Below are 16,558 nucleotides of genomic sequence, written 5' to 3'. Positions count from 1 at the left end.
AGAATATACTCCTGCAGGATAAGCAGGGGGTAATTTCCACCCGATAATGTTGTTGTTTTTTTTCAGAACTTGATCGCGGTCTGATTTTGGCGGGCGGCGAAAAGCGTGAAAAATCATCAGTGAAGGGTTACGGTGGCGCTTTATTTATCACTGTGTGCCTTCACCGATCGTTTCTTACGAAGAGTGCTACGGTAAAGAGTTCCGTGAAAGCCGTAAAAGCAGTACAGTGCAATGTAAGAAAATTACAAATAAACCTGGCAGACCAGGTTATCCGAAACGAAGGAGAATGACATGGCGGTAACGCAAACAGCCCAGGCCTGTGACCTGGTCATTTTCGGCGCGAAAGGCGACCTCGCACGCCGAAAACTGCTGCCCTCCCTGTACCAGCTGGAAAAAGCCGGGCAAATCCATCCCGAAACCCGCATTCTCGGCGTCGGCCGCGCCGACTGGGATAAAGAAGCCTATACCAACGTCGTACGCGAAGCGCTCGAGACCTTCATGAAAGAGAAAATCGATGAAGGCCTGTGGGACAAGCTGAGCGGTCGTCTCGATTTCTGCAATCTGGATGTGAACGACACCGGCGCGTTCGCTCGCCTCGGTAAAATGCTCGACCAGAAAAACCGCGTCACCATTAACTATTTCGCCATGCCGCCAAGCACCTTCGGCGCTATCTGCAAGGGTCTTGGCGAAGCGAAGCTCAACGCCAAGCCCGCGCGCGTGGTGATGGAGAAGCCGCTCGGTACCTCACTCGATACCTCCCGTGAAATCAACGACCAGGTGGGCGAGTACTTTGAAGAATGCCAGGTTTACCGTATCGACCACTATCTTGGCAAAGAGACCGTGCTGAACCTGCTGGCGCTGCGCTTTGCCAACTCGCTGTTCGTCAATAACTGGGATAACCGCACCATCGACCACGTGGAGATAACCGTGGCGGAAGAGGTGGGCATTGAAGGCCGCTGGGGTTACTTCGACCAGGCGGGCCAGATGCGCGATATGATCCAAAACCACCTGCTGCAAATTCTCTGCATGATAGCCATGTCGCCGCCGTCGGACCTCACCGCCGACAGCATTCGCGACGAAAAAGTGAAAGTGCTGCGCTCCCTGCGCCGTATCGACCGCTCCAACGTGCGCGAGAAAACCGTGCGCGGCCAATACACCGCTGGTTTTGCCCAGGGCAAAAAAGTGCCAGGCTACCTGGAAGAAGAGGGGGCCAACAAAACCAGCAACACGGAAACCTTCGTGGCTATCCGGGTGGATATCGATAACTGGCGTTGGGCGGGCGTGCCGTTCTATCTGCGTACCGGTAAGCGTTTGCCGGCCAAGTGTTCTGAGGTCGTCGTTTATTTCAAAACCCCGGAACTTAATTTGTTCAAAGATTCCTGGCAGGATCTGCCGCAGAACAAGCTCACCATTCGTCTGCAGCCGGATGAAGGGGTGGATATCCAGGTGCTGAACAAAGTGCCGGGACTTGATCACAAGCACAACCTGCAAACCACCAAGCTTGATCTGAGCTATTCGGAAACCTTCAACCAGACGCACCTGGCCGACGCTTACGAGCGCCTGCTGCTGGAAACCATGCGCGGCATTCAGGCGCTGTTTGTGCGCCGTGATGAAGTGGAAGAGGCGTGGAAGTGGGTCGACTCCATCACTGAAGCCTGGGCTGCGGATAACGATGCGCCGAAGCCTTACCAGGCTGGCACCTGGGGGCCGGTGGCTTCTGTTGCGATGATCACCCGCGACGGCCGCTCCTGGAACGAGTTCGAATAACGCTGAGCGCGCCGCCTGTTGCCAACTTTACCGGTAACATGATCTGGCGCAGCAGAGTGTGAAATTTTCTTTGATAAAGCCCTGCCTGGATTCACCGGCAGGGCTTTTTTCATTACACTGGCTGAAGCGATTTTGCCCCTGTGGTCGCTTGCCTGTTGCCTTAGTTGTGCGTTGTATTACCTGAAGTGGCATCACGCCAGCGACAGCGAACCAAGAGGAAATTTTATGCACCCAGTAATGTTACGCGTAACAAAGCGCATTGCCGAGCGCTCGCGCGCCAGCCGTGAAGCCTACCTTGCAAGAATCAACGACGCTGCCAGCACGACGGTACACCGCTCCCAACTGGCCTGCGGCAACCTGGCGCATGGTTTTGCGGCCTGCCAGCCGGAAGATAAAGCCGCGTTAAAAAGCATGCTGCGTAACAATATCGCCATCATCACGTCCTACAACGACATGCTCTCAGCGCACCAGCCATATGAGAGTTATCCGGCGCAGATCCGCAAGGCGCTGCACGCCGTTGGCGCGGTGGGGCAGGTGGCGGGCGGCGTGCCGGCGATGTGCGATGGCGTAACCCAGGGTCAGGACGGCATGGAGCTTTCGCTCTTAAGCCGCGAAGTCATCGCCATGTCCGCCGCCGTCGGGCTTTCCCATAACATGTTCGATGGGGCGCTCTATCTTGGCGTGTGCGACAAAATCGTGCCGGGGCTGGTGATGGCGGCGTTATCGTTTGGCCATCTCCCGGCGGTGTTTGTTCCCTCAGGCCCGATGGCGAGCGGCCTGCCCAACAAAGAAAAGGTCCGCATTCGCCAGCTTTACGCCGAAGGCAAAGTTGACCGTATGGCGCTGCTTGAATCGGAAGCGGCTTCTTACCATGCGCCGGGAACCTGCACTTTTTACGGCACCGCCAACACTAACCAGATGGTGGTGGAGTTCATGGGCATGCAGTTGCCCGGCTCTTCTTTCGTTCATCCTGACGCGCCGCTGCGTGAAGCGCTGACCGCCGCCGCTGCCCGTCAGGTGACGCGCCTGACCACCAACGGCAACGAAGGGCTGCCGCTCGGCAAAATGATTGATGAAAAAGTGGTGGTGAACGGCATCGTCGCGCTGCTGGCGACTGGCGGCTCCACTAACCACACCATGCACCTGGTGGCGATGGCGCGCGCGGCGGGCATTATTATCAACTGGGACGATTTTTCTGAGCTTTCCGAGGTGGTGCCGCTGCTGGCGCGCCTCTACCCGAACGGCCCGGCGGACATCAACCACTTCCAGGCGGCGGGCGGCGTCCCGGTGCTGATGCGCGAGCTGCTAAAAGGCGGCCTGCTGCATGAAGATGTGCATACCGTGGCGGGGTTCGGCCTGAGCCGCTATACGCGTGAGCCATGGCTTAACAACGGCGAACTGGACTGGCGCGACGGCGCAAGTGCGAGCCTCGACAGCGATATTATCGCCCCCATTGAAAAGCCTTTCTCTCACCATGGCGGCACCAAAGTGCTGAGCGGCAACCTCGGACGCGCGGTGATGAAAACGTCCGCCGTTCCGCAGGAAAACCAGGTTGTTGAAGCACCGGCCGTGGTGTTCGAAAGCCAGCATGATGTGGTGCCTGCGTTTGAAGCGGGCCTGCTGGATCGCGACTGCGTGGTGGTCGTGCGGCATCAGGGGCCGAAAGCCAACGGCATGCCAGAATTACATAAACTTATGCCGCCACTTGGTGTATTATTGGACCGCCGTTTCAAAATCGCACTGGTCACGGATGGTCGCCTCTCCGGCGCTTCCGGCAAGGTTCCTTCCGCCATCCACGTTACGCCTGAAGCCTGGGATGGCGGGCTGCTGGCGAAAGTGCGCGACGGCGATCTGATCCGCGTAAACGGACAAACCGGCGAACTGCAACTGCTGGTGGACGATGAAGAGCTGGCGCGTCGCGAAGCTTACCATCCCGATCTCAGCGCCCAGCGCGTGGGAACGGGGCGTGAGCTGTTTGGCGCGCTGCGTGAAAAACTGTCCGGCGCGGAGCAGGGGGCAACCTGCATCGCTTTTTAACACCGGGTGCGCGGCAGACCGCACCACACCGAATTTAATTAAATGGCGTGAGAGATCCACTGATGAAAAACTGGAAGACAAGTGCTGAACAGATCCTGAAGTCCGGTCCGGTTGTGCCGGTAATTGTGATCAACAAGCTGGAACATGCTGTGCCGATGGCGAAAGCGTTGGTTGCAGGCGGCGTGCGTGTGCTGGAAGTCACCCTGCGCACCGAATGCGCGCTGGAAGCTATCCGCGTTATCGCTAAAGAAGTGCCGGAAGCAATCATCGGCGCAGGCACCGTGCTGAACGCAGAGCAGCTTAACGCGGTAACTGAAGCGGGTGCGCAGTTCGCCATCAGCCCCGGCCTTACCGAGCCGCTGCTGAAAGCCGCCACCGAAGGCACTATTCCACTGATCCCGGGTATCAGCACCGTTTCTGAGTTAATGCTGGGCATGGACTACGGTCTGAAAGAGTTCAAATTCTTCCCGGCGGAAGCCAATGGCGGCACCAAAGCGCTGCAGGCTATCGCAGGCCCGTTCTCTCAGGTGCGTTTCTGCCCGACCGGCGGCATCTCCCCGGCTAACTACCGCGACTACCTGGCGCTGAAAAGCGTACTGTGCATCGGCGGCTCCTGGCTGGTGCCAGCCGACGCGATGGAAGCGGGCGACTGGGATCGCATTACTAAACTGGCTCGCGAAGCGGTTGAAGGCGCCAACTAACCCTTTGCCCGGCAGTAAGAAAAAAGCCCCGTCGAGCGGGGCTTTTTTTATGCCTTGACGTGGATGGCGGCGGCGGCCGCTTTGGCGCGAGTAATGGCATCGTCAACCGTTTCGCCCGTGGCTAACGCGACGCCCAGGCGGCGCGTGCCGTTAATTTCCGGCTTGCCGAACAGGCGCAGCTGCAGCCCGGCGCCCAGTGCGGCGTCAACATTGTCATACTGCACATTTTCACTCACCAGTTCAGGCAGGATAACCGCCGAGGCGCTCGGGCCATACTGGCGAATGCCGCCGACCGGCAAACCGAGGAAGGCGCGTACGTGCAGCGCAAATTCCGATAAATCCTGCGAAATCAGCGTTACCATGCCGGTATCATGCGGGCGAGGGGAGACTTCGCTGAAAACGACGTCGTCGCCGCAAACAAACAGCTCCACGCCGAACAGGCCGTGGCCGCCCAGCGCCAGCACCACGTCACGCGCTATTTCCTGCGCGCGCGCCAGCGCGGCTTCGCTCATCTGCTGCGGCTGCCAGGACTCGCGGTAGTCGCCCTCTTCCTGACGATGGCCTACCGGCGAGCAGAAATGCACGCCGTCGACCGCGCTCACGGTCAGGAGCGTAATTTCGAAGTCAAATTCCACAACGCCTTCTACAATCACCCGTCCCGCGCCTGCGCGGCCGCCCTGCTGGGCATACTGCCAGGCTTTTTCAAGCTGCTCCGGCCCGCGAATAAAGCTCTGGCCTTTGCCGGATGAGCTCATCACCGGTTTAACGATGCAGGGAAAACCGATTTCTTCAACGGCGGCCTGAAAAGCGGCTTCGCTGTCGGCGAAACGGTAGCTGGAAGTAGGAAGCTTAAGCTCTTCGGCGGCGAGACGACGGATGCCTTCGCGGTTCATGGTCAGTTTCGTGGCGCGCGCGCAGGGCACCACGCGCTGACCCTGCTGTTCAAGCTCGATCAGCATATCCGTCGCAATGGCTTCGATCTCCGGCACGATATAGTCCGGCATCTCTTTCGCCACCAGCGCTTTGAGCGCCGCCGCGTCCAGCATATTGATGACATGGCTGCGGTGCGCAACATGCATGGCTGGCGCATCGGCGTAGCGGTCTACGGCAATCACCTCAATCCCAAGCCGCTGGCATTCAATAGCCACTTCTTTGCCCAGTTCGCCCGCCCCAAGCAGCATGACGCGCGTCGCTGCCGGACGCAGCGCGGTTCCTAATAGAGCCATAGTAGTTTTCTCGCTATGCAGGAAATTGGCCGGAGTATAAACGAAAACGATTGCGCTTGCAGTAACAGGCATTTGCATGCCGCAGATGAATGCGTTATACTGTATAAATACACAGTAATGAGGGTTCAGAAATGGCGGTAGAAATTAAATACGTCGTAATCCGTGAGGGTGTGGAAAAAATGTCATTTGCCAGTAAAAAGGAAGCGGATGCCTGGGACAAAATGCTCGATCTCGCCGAGGCACTGGAAGGCTGGCTGCAGCATGCGCCGATAACCCTGGAAGAGGGACAGACCGAGCAGCTCGCGCTGTGGATGGCGGAAAACAAAGACAGCCTGGGCGCTATCGTGCGTACCGGTCGTCTGCCGCAGGAAAATGGTGAGTCAGCGCCGGCTGAAAGCGATGAAAACGGCGCGGTGGCATTAAGCGCGGCGCGTAAGCGCACCAAAGCCGCCTGATATCCGCATGAGGCGTAGCGCGCTTCGGCGCGCTGGCCTGATGGGGGCATTCTCTGCTTTTACCTCTCTATATCTTGTCTCTCTCTTCTCCGTTCTCCTGTCGCCCTGCGCTTTTCTGGCGCCACCCTGTAATTAATAAGGCTATTTCTCAAAGCCGCCTCCAAACCCTTGCGCTCCGTTGGTTTTATACCAGGCTTTCTCTGTACCAACAGTGGAGGGTAACAATGATGAAAAAGAGGAATCTTTTAGCCTGTGCTTTGCTCCTTGGCAGCGCCTGCGCCGCCCATGCCGATGACCCGCGCGAGGTGTCGTTCCCTAAATGCGAGGGGGCGAATGCGCAAACCCTCGCCGCCAGCGTGAAGCGCGATTACCTGCAAAACCGCATCGTGCGCTGGGCGGATGATCAGAAGACGCTGGGCCAGGCGGACCCGGTGGCCTGGATTAACAGCAAGGAGATAACCGGCAAGGATGACAAGTGGAGAGTGCCGCTGACGGTACGCGGTAAAAACAGAGATATTCACTATACCGTTACCGTCGACTGCAAAGCGGGCAAAGCCCACTACCAGCTTTAATTGCGCGGCAGGGGCAGCCGCTCCTGCCCGATTATTTTCCCTCTCTTTGCCCTTCCAGACATTTCTTGACGCCTGCTCGCTTACGCTTTCGGGATACCCCCCAACAGCAGAGGACAGTCATGACCAACTGGATGAATCAACTTCAGTCAATGCTTGGCGCTATCAGCAGCGGCAATAAAACCCAGAGCGGCGAAAGCGGCCTTGGCAAACTGCTCACTCCCGGCGCGCTGGGCGGCCTGGCGGGGCTGCTGGTGGCAAGCAAGTCTTCCCGCAAGCTGCTTTCGAAATACGGCACCGGCGCGCTGATGGTGGGCGGCGGCGCGGTGGCGGGCACGGTGCTGTGGAACAAGTACAAAGACAAAATCCGCGCAGCGCATCAGGACGAGCCCGATTACGGCAAACCTGTCGCCTCGCTCGACCGGCGGGCGGAACGACTGATTACGGCGCTGGTGTTCGCCGCCAAAAGCGACGGGCATATTGATGACCAGGAGCGGGCCGCCATTGAACGGCAGCTTCGCGAAGCAGGCGTTGAAAGCGAGGGCAGGGCAGTGGTGCAGCAGGCTATCGATCAGCCGCTCGATCCGGCGCGTCTGGCGCAGGATATTCGCGATGAAGAGGAAGCTCTGGAAATCTGGTACCTGAGCTGCGCGGTAATCGATGTCGATCACTTTATGGAGCGCAGCTATCTCAATGCCTTAGGCGACGCCCTGAAAATCCCGCAGGAGGTGCGTGAAGAGATAGAAAACGACATCCGCGAGCAGAAAAAAGCGCTGCCGCCATCGTAAAGAAGTCTTAATCTTAGGCATGTTTCGCTTGCAACACGCTGGGGTTTTGCCACGCTTACAGTGTGTTAACCGAAAAGAACAACGACATGCCACCTCAAGCTAAAAAAATACCACACGCCATAACGCAGCATGGCGATACGCGAATCGATAACTATTACTGGCTGCGTGACGACACCCGAGCCGACCCTGACGTGCTGGATTATCTGCACGCAGAGAACGATTACGGGCGCAGCGTTATGGTGACGCAGGAGGCGCTGCAGGAGCGGTTGCTCGGTGAAATGGTCAACCGCATCCCGCAGCGCGACGTTTCAGCGCCCTACGTCAAAAATGGTTATCGCTACCGTCAGGTGTACGAAACAGGCTGCGAATACGCCATCCACCAGCGTCAGTCCGTGCTGCTCTCTGAATGGGATGAGTGGGAGACGCTGCTGGATGGCAATAAGCGCGCCGCCCACAGCGAGTTCTACACGCTTGGCGGGTTCGACATCACGCCGGACAACACCACCCTGGCGCTGGCGGAAGATTTTCTCTCCCGACGGCAATATGGGCTGCGATTTCGCAATCTGGAAACGGGCAACTGGTACCCCGAGGTGCTGGAGAACGTGACGCCAAGCTTCGTCTGGGCGAATGACTCCCGCACGCTGTACTACGTAAAAAAGCATGCCAAAACGCTGCTGCCCTATCAGGTCTGGCGGCACACGGTAGGGACGCCGGCAAGCGAGGATGAGATGATCTACGAGGAGAAAGATGAGACGTTTTATGTCAGCGTCCATAAAACCACCTCGCAACATTTCATTGAAATTTATCTGGCCAGCGCCACCACCACGGAAGTTCTGCTGGTGGACGCTGAGTTACCGGATGCGCCGACGCTCTGCTTTCTGCCGCGCCGTAAGGATCACGAATACAGCATCGACCACTTCCAGCACACGTTTTATATTCGCTCAAACCGCGACGGCAAAAACTTCGGTCTTTACCGCAGCACGCTGCGCAACGAAAAGCGCTGGGAAGTGCTTATTCCGCCGCGCGAGCAGATCATGCTGGAGGGCTTTACGCTCTTTACCGACTGGTTGGTGGTGGAAGAACGCCAGCGCGGCCTGACCAGCCTGCGGCAAATAAACCGCAAAACGCGGGAAGTTACCGGCATCGCTTTTGACGACCCGGCTTATGTCACCTGGCTTGCTTTCAACCCCGAGCCGCACACGTCGCGGCTGCGCTACGGCTATTCTTCAATGACCACGCCGGATACGCTCTTTGAGCTGGATATGGACACCGGCGAGCGCAGGGTATTAAAACAGACAGACGTTGCTGGTTTCGACGCCAGCAATTACCGCAGCGAACATATCTGGGTTACCGCGCGCGACGGCGAGGAAGTGCCCGTTTCGCTGGTTTATCACAAAAAGCATTTCCAGCGCGGGCGTAACCCGCTGCTGGTCTATGGCTACGGTTCCTACGGCACCAGTATTGACGCCGATTTCAGCGCCAGCCGTTTGAGCCTGCTCGATCGCGGCTTTGTTTACGCTATCGCCCACATCCGCGGCGGCGGCGAACTGGGTCAGCGCTGGTATGAAGAGGGTAAGTTCCTCAAGAAGAAAAACACCTTTAATGACTACCTTGATGTCTGCGATGCGCTGCTGGAGCATGGCTATGGCGACCCGCGCTACCTGTTCGGTATGGGAGGCAGCGCAGGCGGCATGCTGATGGGGGCGGTAATCAACGAAAGGCCGGCGCTGTTTAAAGGCGTTATCGCCCAGGTGCCTTTCGTCGACGTGGTCACCACCATGCTGGATGAATCTATCCCGCTGACGACCGGTGAGTTTGAAGAGTGGGGGAATCCGAAAGAGGAAACGTACTACCACTATATGAAAAGCTACAGCCCCTATGACCAAATCAAAGCGCAAAGCTACCCGCACCTGCTGGTGACTACCGGGCTGCACGACTCCCAGGTGCAATACTGGGAGCCGGCGAAATGGGTGGCGAAGCTGCGTGAGTTGAAAACCGACGATAACCTGCTGCTGCTCTGCACCGATATGGATTCCGGCCACGGCGGGAAGTCGGGCCGATTTAAATCCTACGAAGGGGTGGCGATGGAATACGCTTTCCTGGTCGCGCTGGCGCAGGGGACGTTGCCGGGCAAAGCCGGTTAATCCTTTTCAAGATAGTGCCTGAGCGTCATGCGCAGATCGGGGTTCATATCCTTGATGTTATTGAGCATCCAGCGCAGGTAGCCCGGGTCGCGCTCGGCAATGGCTTCAACTGGCTGACCGCGGTATTTGCCAAAAGGAAGCGAGGCGACCAGCGCGGGGCGACCGGTAATGTTCACCATCTCTTCCGGCGTCCAGCCGCTGACGTTCATTATCTCCAGCAGCAGCGCGGCGGTGATATAGCAGTCAAACAGCGCGCGGTGATGGTGCAGCCCGGCGGGCGTCTCGACGCTCAGCTTGCGCGATTTATACAGGCCCATGTTGCTGTAGCTGATGCCAGGCCACAGGCGGCGCGCCAGCTTAACGGTGCAGATCCATTCGCCGGGCATCTCCGGCAATACGCGCCTGTCGAAGCTGGCGTTATGCGCCACATACCATGGGCTGCCATGATAGCGGGGGATCACCTCTTCAATAACGGGCTTGTCCGCGACCATCGCCTCGGTGATTTTGTGAATGGCCATCGCCTGATGGCTGATGGGGCGGTCAGGGCAGACCAGGTCGCTCATCGGATTGACGATGCGGCCATCAATAATATCGACCGACGCCACTTCCACAACGCCGCCCTGTAAACCGCAGGTTTCGGTATCTATAACGCGCAGCATGGTCCTCTCCGCCGAAAAAACGTAGCGTAATGTAATGAGAACGCCCTGCCAACCCTCTGCTTTTCACAGAGCGACAGACAGGACGCTTAAAAATAAGACTCACAGTGTAAGCGCAGGAAAAAGGGCGCGCAGCCTTATTTCACTTTTGGCTCGTAAGGCAGGCGTGAAAGGTTGACCGAGGCGAGGCGATGAGCAATCAGCCGCTCGCGAAACCAGCCGCGCAGATGTTCAGGCTGCTCGCGCTCCACCGCTTCGGCGATAACCGGCATGTTATAGCGCTCTTTAAAGGCGACGCCTGCCGCCGCAAGGTCGACGTTCACTTTATCCATCTCTTCCTGGGGAAGCCTGGCAAGATTGTGCTTCATAACGAACTCCTCTCTGAACCGCGTGAAGGTACTGCGAGCCGCAACAGATGACAAGTGCTTATGTAGCATTGCGTGCCCGCTTGCTCGACTTGACCAGATGGCAGGGTTATTCTTTGCGCCAGACACATAACTAAAAGGAATGAATCGCATGGCCTTTTCCGTTTCCCGCGCCGCCTGTCTCAGCACTTTTGTCATTGCGCTGTTTTCCGCGCCCGCCGTTTTCGCTCACGCCCATTTAAAGGCGCAGACGCCGGCGGCTAACTCAACGGTAGAGCGTGCGCCGCAGTCGCTGAGCCTGCGCTTTTCTGAAGGCGTTGAGCCTGCTTTTAGCGGCGTGAAAATCACCGGCCCGGCGGGTAAAGCGGTGAACACCGGTAAGGTTGCCCGTGATGCCAACGATGACAAACTGTTGGTTGTGCCGCTAACGCAGACGCTCGCTGCGGGTGATTATCAGGTTGAGTGGCATGTGGTTTCCGTCGACAGCCATAAAACCAAAGGCCAGTACCGCTTTACGGTCAAATAATTCCCGTGCTGCCAACCGCTTTCGTCGCGTTGCGATTCATTCACTTCGCGGCGCTGATGCTCGCGCTGGGCGCAACGTTATGCGTCAGCCTGCTGGCGCCTGCTGCGCTGCGCCAGCCGCTGAAAAAGCGGCTCGTCTCGCTCTGGCGGGCAGCGTTGTTGTGTAATGCTGTCAGCGCGCTGTTGATGCTGGCCGTGCAGGCCGGGCTGATGGGCGATGGCCTGAAAGACAGCCTCGACCCGCAAGTCTGGCTCGCCGTACTGGCGACGCGCTTTGGCAATAACTGGCTCTGGCAGATGGTGCTGGCGGTGGTAACGCTGGTCGCGGCCTGGCTGAAGCCCAGGGGCGGCGCCGCGCTGCTGTCGCTGCTTGTTGCCGTTCAGCTGGCGCTGCTGGCAAGTGTCGGCCATGCCGCCATGCATGAAGGCATGGCCGGCGCGTTGCATCGTCTTAATCATGCTGTTCACCTGCTCTGCGCCGCCTGGTGGCTTGGCGGACTCTGGCCGCTGTTAGTCTGCATGCGTCTTGCCAGGCGCACGCGCTGGCGGGAGGCGGCTATCGTCGCCATGATGCGCTTTTCGCGCTATGGCCATCTTGCGGTGGCGGGCGTATTGCTGACCGGCGCGCTGAACGCCGCTTTTATTCTCGGCCTGCACTGGCCGATGCAAAGCGGTTATGTACGATTACTGATCGTGAAAATAGCGTTGGTGGCGATGATGGTGGCAATCGCGCTCTGGAACCGCTATGTTCTGGTGCCACGATTTCGCAACGGTCAGGGCGAGGCGCAGCAGCGCTTTGTGCAACTGACGCAACTGGAGATGGCGCTGGGAGCGCTGGTGCTGGCAGCCGTCAGCCTGTTCGCTACCTGGGAGCCTTTCTGAATCGCTTAGGTGAAACTTCGATGAAAAAAACGTTACTCGCGTTGCTGCTCCTTTCCTGTTCCGGAATGGCGCTGGCGACGCAAATTATTACGGTCAGCCGGTTTGAAATGGGCAAGGATAAATGGGCCTTCACCCGCGAAGAGGTCATGCTGACCTGCCGTCCGGGCAATGCGCTGTTCGCCATTAACCCCAGCACGCTGATGCAATATCCGCTAAATGACATTGCCGAGCGTCAGGTAAAAGAAGGGAAGACCAGCGGTCAGCCGATTACGATTATTCAGGCTGATGATCCGGCTAAACCGGGCGAGAAGATGAGTCTGGCGCCTTTTATCGAGCGCGCGCAAAAGCTCTGCTAAGCCTTGTTCAGGCTGTATATATAAAAAAACCGCAACGGCCCTGAGGGCAGACGTTGCGGTTTTTTTATAATTAATCACGTTACGTGAGGTTTTTTTCAGGCTGCATTTGTCGCGGACTGGAAAACCTCACGCCGTAATCTATCCTTAAAGTGCAAGGCGACTTAGCCTGCATTAATGCCAACTTTTAGCGCACGGCTCTCTCCCAAGAGCCATTTCCCTGGACCGAATACAGGAATCGTATTCGGTCTTTTTTTATCCGCCTTTTAAGCAAGGCGATGCGAATCATTCCCTGGTCCCGGCGGTTTAGCGCACGACTCTCCGCGTTTTCCCCGTTCGCTTTGTTAAAGCAATCTAAACGTTTTTGCGCTCGCCTCCAACTACTTTTCCGCCTTTTTACGCTTTTATTGACGGCTTCAGGAAGCGAGAGAGCGCCGCACGCGAGGGGGAGACAGGCCCGTGCGCAAGGCAAGCCCCGCCGGAACAAACCGTGCTATCGAAAGCCAACCGTTATTTTCGGCAATCATTAACGCGCCTTTCCGACTATTTTTTGGGGCGTTGCCAGCCGCTTCGTTTATAACGGAGCGGCTGCTGAGTATTTATGTGAAATATAAGCCAACCGGTAACGAGGTGTGTCCGAATATAACAAAGCGGCGCGTTGCCGATCTATTTTCTGCTACGCTTTAGGAGAACTCACTGGATATAAGAGAGGTAAAAATGGGTCTTTTTAATTTTGTGAAAGAGGCGGGTGAAAAGCTTTGGGATACGGTATCCGGCAATCATGACAAGGAAGAGCAGGCGAAAAAAGTGCAGGATCACTTAGCCAAAACCGGCATTCCGGACGCGGATAAGGTCAACGTGCAGGTCGCCGATGGCAAGGCCACCGTGACCGGTGACGGACTGAGCCAGGAAGCGAAAGAGAAGATCCTTGTCGCGGTCGGCAATATCGCCGGCATTGCCAGCGTGGACGATCAGGTTAAAGCCGCCACGCCCACGAAAGAAAGCCAGTTTTATACGGTGAAATCGGGCGATACGCTGAGCGCTATTTCGAAGCAGGTTTACGGCGATGCGAATCAGTACAATAAGATTTTTGAAGCTAATAAACCGATGCTGACCAGCCCGGATAAAATTTATCCAGGCCAGGTGCTGCGCATTCCTGAATAACCCATCGCATTCACCGTTTTATTAAAATGCCCCGGCACTACCCTCGCCGGGGTCACTCTTTTTTATTAACGCAGCCATTTTCAGCGCAGGCTTTATTTCCCGATAACGCGGGCTGTTTTATTCCCCGGACGTGCCATCAATCCTTTTCCACAATATCGTGCAGCTATACTTGCATGACGTCATGGAGGTTATATGTATCAGCGTATTGATGGTTCGCAATGGCGGCATGTGTTTATCGTGGGCGACCTGCACGGTTGTCTGAATGCTTTCGCCGCGGCGCTGCGCGCGCACCATTTCGATCCCTGGCAGGATATGGTTATCTCGGTAGGCGATTTGATTGATCGCGGGCCGGATAGCCCTGGCTGTCTTAGGCTGCTCAACCGCCCCTGGTTTTTTGCCGTACGCGGCAACCATGAGGAGATGGCGCTTGATGCGCTGCGGGAGGGGGACCGGCAGTTATGGTGGCTAAACGGCGGCGCGTGGTTTGCGAAACTTTCCGAAACGGCTCAGGCCAACGTAAAGCCGCTGTTGCTGAGCTGCGAGAAACTGCCGCTGATTATTGAACTGCATGCGAACGGGCAGACCATCGTCATAGCCCATGCCGATTATCCCAGCGCGCAGTATCGCTGGCAGCAGCCCGTGGATGAACATCAGGTGGTGTGGAGCCGCGACCGTCTTAACCGTCATATGCACGGGCAGGGTGGGAGCATCGCCGGCGCGGATGCGTTCTATTTCGGCCATACGCCGCTGAAAACGCCGCTCGATTTCGCGAATCAGCACTATATCGATACGGGCGCGGTGTTTGGCAACCGGCTGACGCTGGTGCAGGTGCAATAATTAAAAGTCGCTATACTCTTGCGCCGGGCGCCAGAATCCGTCGATAAAATCCTCAACCGGATAGCAGCCGCCGTGACGCAGCCGCTGTTCGTCCATCGCCTGCAGGCACTGCTGTTCAGTATTAAAAACGTCAATGACGATATCGTCACATCCCCCGTCGAGATAACAAATAAACAGAACCAAAGCGAACATAGCGTCCTCAAATCAACAGCCTGGCTATTAAGTGTAGGGGAAGCGGGAGAGGGCGGGGAAAATGTCGGATTAAATAACCCGTCTGGGCGACGGGTTCTTTTGGAATCAGGCAAGACGCATGATCCAGGCATCGGCTTGTTGGTCGTAATGTACGCGGTAGAGTACGGAGTGTTCGCCATTGAGCAGGGCGGGAATGCTGGTTTCGGCGTCCCACGCATCAAGCTGCATGCAGAGATCCGGGTCAGATTTACACGGAATGCTTAACGTTCGATCGCCTTGCTGCTCGCCGTGCAGTTCGGCATCGTCAATCTCGAAAGTGCCGATTTTTACACTGGTTTTTGTCATAACGCTCTCCCTTGGGCTGTTTGCAGGTGGTATGACCAGTAAAGGCCTCCCTTTTCAGGGTAGACCTTTGTGCAAAAAGTGCCAAATTAAAGGCGTCGATTTTTTAGACGAATCCGTTCAGCTCGCTGAATAATACGCCGTCGCGCACCAGTTCGCGCGGGTAACTGTTTTTCAGGCGGGAGCCTACGCGTTTGGCGAGTCCCAACGGCTGCGCCTGAAACGTCACGATAACTTCATCCGCCGAAGGCGGGTTCGCAGGCCAGATATCGCGGCCGCGATACCATTCGCCCGCTTCTTCTAAGCTAAGCTCAAAAGCCAGTTTATTGCCAGTTCCGGCGAGCGCCACTACCGCCTCGTGCTGCCAGCGAAAACCTTTATTAAAGCGTTCGGCCAGGCGCAGACCGATGCGGGAAAAACGGACCTGGCCGATAAGCGGTTCAATATCCGCCGGGAAAAGCCAGACCTCTTTATCGCGCTGCCAGAGCTGGAGCGTCTCGTCCCACTCGAGCCCCACGCCCGCCGCGGCGTTTGCCACTTCACGCGCTTCCCGCCCCTTAAGCGGGCTAAAGGGGAACGTCCCTACCTTATATTTCGGCTTCGGCAGTGCGTCGACCGATGCGGTTTTACGCAGGCGCGCGACAAAGAAGCCTTCGCAGTCGTAAACCTGCGGGAAAACATGCAAAAAACCTTCCGGCGTCAACGCTTTACCCGCTTCGGGGAAAAGTCCATCCAGCGGCACAATTTCTACCGCCTGCGGATAGCGGGAGAGCAGCCACAGGCAGACCGCCTGGTTCTCCTCCCGGTTCAGGGTGCAGGTTGAATAGACCAGCGTGCCGCCGGGACGCAGCGCGTGAAACGCGCTGTCGATAAGCTCGCGCTGGGTAGCGGCGATTTCATGGTTGCTTTCGACCGACCAGTTGCGCAGCGCATCCGGATCTTTTCGCACCACCCCTTCACCGGAGCAGGGCGCATCCAGCAGGATGGCGTCGAAAGCTTCCGGCAGCGCCGCGCCGAAGACGCGGCCGTCGAAATGGGTGAGCGCCACATTCGCAACGCCGCACCGGCTAAGGTTGGCGTGCAGCACTTTTACGCGGCTGGCCGAGTATTCATTGGCCAGAATCGCCCCTTCGTTTTGCATTCGGGCCGCAATCTGCGTGGTCTTCGAGCCGGGCGCGGCCGCCACGTCCATGACGCGCTGCGGCGCGTTGCCGTCCGCGAAAAGCGCGGCGACAGGCAACATCGAACTCGCTTCCTGAATATAAAACAGCCCGCTCAGATGCTCCGCCGTGCTGCCAAGCGGCAGCGACGTTTCGTCACGATCTATCCAGAAGCCCTCTTCACACCAGGGAACCGGCGTGAGCTGCCAGCCATAAGGCGCGACCCGTTCAAGAAAGTCGCTAACGCTAATTTTTAAGGTATTGATGCGGATGCTGCGGCGCAGCGGGCGCTGACAGGCGGCGATAAAATCGTCGAGCGACAGCGCTTCAGGCATCGCTTCGCGGATAACAGAAAGAAAAGCCTCAGGCAGATAAGCGGAAGCGGATTGCGCCAC

At 57.4% G+C, this 16,558-nt stretch carries 18 protein-coding genes; 12 read left to right on the top strand and 6 right to left on the bottom strand.

The window, feature by feature from the left end; all coding sequences use genetic code 11:
• Positions 1–291 precede the first annotated feature (291 nt).
• The 3 genes from zwf (at position 292) to IEX01_RS09195 (ending at position 4,505) form a co-directional block, all read left to right on the top strand.
• Complete coding sequence (gene zwf, locus IEX01_RS09205; RefSeq protein WP_188723706.1) at positions 292–1,767, top strand: glucose-6-phosphate dehydrogenase; 1,476 nt, start codon at positions 292–294, stop codon at positions 1,765–1,767.
• A 225-nt stretch (positions 1,768–1,992) separates the two neighbouring features.
• Positions 1,993–3,804, top strand: a complete 1,812-nt coding sequence (gene edd / locus IEX01_RS09200; protein WP_024560724.1) for a phosphogluconate dehydratase — start codon at positions 1,993–1,995, stop codon at positions 3,802–3,804.
• A 62-nt stretch (positions 3,805–3,866) separates the two neighbouring features.
• On the top strand, positions 3,867–4,505 hold the full coding sequence (locus IEX01_RS09195; protein WP_024559030.1) for a bifunctional 4-hydroxy-2-oxoglutarate aldolase/2-dehydro-3-deoxy-phosphogluconate aldolase: 639 nt from the start codon (positions 3,867–3,869) through the stop codon (positions 4,503–4,505).
• A gap of 47 nt (positions 4,506–4,552) precedes the next feature.
• On the opposite strand, the gene purT is transcribed toward IEX01_RS09195, so the two are convergent.
• Positions 4,553–5,731 carry a formate-dependent phosphoribosylglycinamide formyltransferase gene (purT, locus tag IEX01_RS09190; RefSeq protein WP_024559029.1) on the bottom strand — a complete coding sequence of 393 codons (1,179 nt, stop codon included), beginning with the start codon at positions 5,729–5,731 and terminating at the stop codon, positions 4,553–4,555.
• Positions 5,732–5,862: 131 nt separating this feature from the next.
• Here purT and IEX01_RS09185 point away from each other — a divergent pair, with 131 nt between their 5' ends.
• From IEX01_RS09185 to ptrB, 4 genes are all read left to right on the top strand, one after another.
• Positions 5,863–6,186 carry a YebG family protein gene (locus tag IEX01_RS09185; protein ID WP_024559028.1) on the top strand — a complete coding sequence of 108 codons (324 nt, stop codon included), beginning with the start codon at positions 5,863–5,865 and terminating at the stop codon, positions 6,184–6,186.
• A 224-nt stretch (positions 6,187–6,410) separates the two neighbouring features.
• The gene (yebF, locus tag IEX01_RS09180) at positions 6,411–6,758 is read left to right on the top strand and encodes a protein YebF (RefSeq protein WP_024560721.1); all 348 of its coding nucleotides are present in this window, start codon (positions 6,411–6,413) and stop codon (positions 6,756–6,758) included.
• A gap of 119 nt (positions 6,759–6,877) precedes the next feature.
• A complete protein-coding gene (locus tag IEX01_RS09175) occupies positions 6,878–7,543 on the top strand; it encodes a tellurite resistance TerB family protein (RefSeq protein ID WP_024555763.1) in 666 nt (221 codons plus the stop codon).
• An 86-nt stretch (positions 7,544–7,629) separates the two neighbouring features.
• Positions 7,630–9,687, top strand: coding sequence for an oligopeptidase B (gene ptrB, locus IEX01_RS09170; RefSeq protein ID WP_188723705.1), 2,058 nt, complete (start codon positions 7,630–7,632; stop codon positions 9,685–9,687).
• Here the strand turns inward: ptrB and exoX are convergent.
• Together exoX and IEX01_RS09160 are read right to left on the bottom strand one after the other, a co-directional pair.
• On the bottom strand, positions 9,684–10,346 hold the full coding sequence (gene exoX / locus IEX01_RS09165) for an exodeoxyribonuclease X (RefSeq protein ID WP_024555761.1): 663 nt from the start codon (positions 10,344–10,346) through the stop codon (positions 9,684–9,686). The genes ptrB and exoX overlap by 4 nt on opposite strands.
• 134 nt (positions 10,347–10,480) lie before the next feature.
• A complete protein-coding gene (locus IEX01_RS09160; protein ID WP_024555760.1) occupies positions 10,481–10,711 on the bottom strand; it encodes a DNA polymerase III subunit theta in 231 nt (76 codons plus the stop codon).
• A 148-nt stretch (positions 10,712–10,859) separates the two neighbouring features.
• Here IEX01_RS09160 and yobA point away from each other — a divergent pair, with 148 nt between their 5' ends.
• From yobA to IEX01_RS09135, 5 genes are all read left to right on the top strand, one after another.
• Positions 10,860–11,234, top strand: a complete 375-nt coding sequence (gene yobA / locus IEX01_RS09155; RefSeq protein ID WP_024560719.1) for a CopC domain-containing protein YobA — start codon at positions 10,860–10,862, stop codon at positions 11,232–11,234.
• Between the two features lie 5 nt (positions 11,235–11,239).
• Entirely contained in the window at positions 11,240–12,115 is an 876-nt protein-coding gene (gene copD / locus IEX01_RS09150; protein ID WP_188723704.1) for a copper homeostasis membrane protein CopD, read from the top strand.
• Between the two features lie 20 nt (positions 12,116–12,135).
• Positions 12,136–12,471 (top strand): YebY family protein, encoded by a 336-nt coding sequence (locus IEX01_RS09145; RefSeq protein WP_024555757.1) that lies wholly within the window; start codon positions 12,136–12,138, stop codon positions 12,469–12,471.
• A gap of 714 nt (positions 12,472–13,185) precedes the next feature.
• A complete protein-coding gene (gene lysM / locus IEX01_RS09140) occupies positions 13,186–13,632 on the top strand; it encodes a peptidoglycan-binding protein LysM (RefSeq protein WP_024555756.1) in 447 nt (148 codons plus the stop codon).
• A 192-nt stretch (positions 13,633–13,824) separates the two neighbouring features.
• Complete coding sequence (locus tag IEX01_RS09135) at positions 13,825–14,469, top strand: metallophosphoesterase (protein WP_188723703.1); 645 nt, start codon at positions 13,825–13,827, stop codon at positions 14,467–14,469.
• On the opposite strand, the gene IEX01_RS09130 is transcribed toward IEX01_RS09135, so the two are convergent.
• The 3 genes from IEX01_RS09130 to rsmF form a co-directional block, all read right to left on the bottom strand.
• Entirely contained in the window at positions 14,470–14,661 is a 192-nt protein-coding gene (locus tag IEX01_RS09130) for a YdfD/YebW family protein (RefSeq protein WP_024555754.1), read from the bottom strand.
• 105 nt (positions 14,662–14,766) lie between these two features.
• Positions 14,767–15,006: a YebV family protein gene (locus IEX01_RS09125; protein WP_024553311.1), complete on the bottom strand. Its 240-nt coding sequence runs from the start codon at positions 15,004–15,006 to the stop codon at positions 14,767–14,769.
• 103 nt (positions 15,007–15,109) lie between these two features.
• Entirely contained in the window at positions 15,110–16,558 is a 1,449-nt protein-coding gene (rsmF, locus tag IEX01_RS09120) for a 16S rRNA (cytosine(1407)-C(5))-methyltransferase RsmF (protein WP_024560714.1), read from the bottom strand.

Origin of the sequence: Franconibacter daqui (assembly GCF_014644275.1) — a bacterium.
In the GTDB taxonomy this organism is placed as follows: Bacteria; Pseudomonadota; Gammaproteobacteria; order Enterobacterales; family Enterobacteriaceae; genus Franconibacter; species Franconibacter pulveris.
Note: the sequence above shows the minus strand (reverse complement) of the source record. Positions and strands in the feature narration are given on the sequence as shown.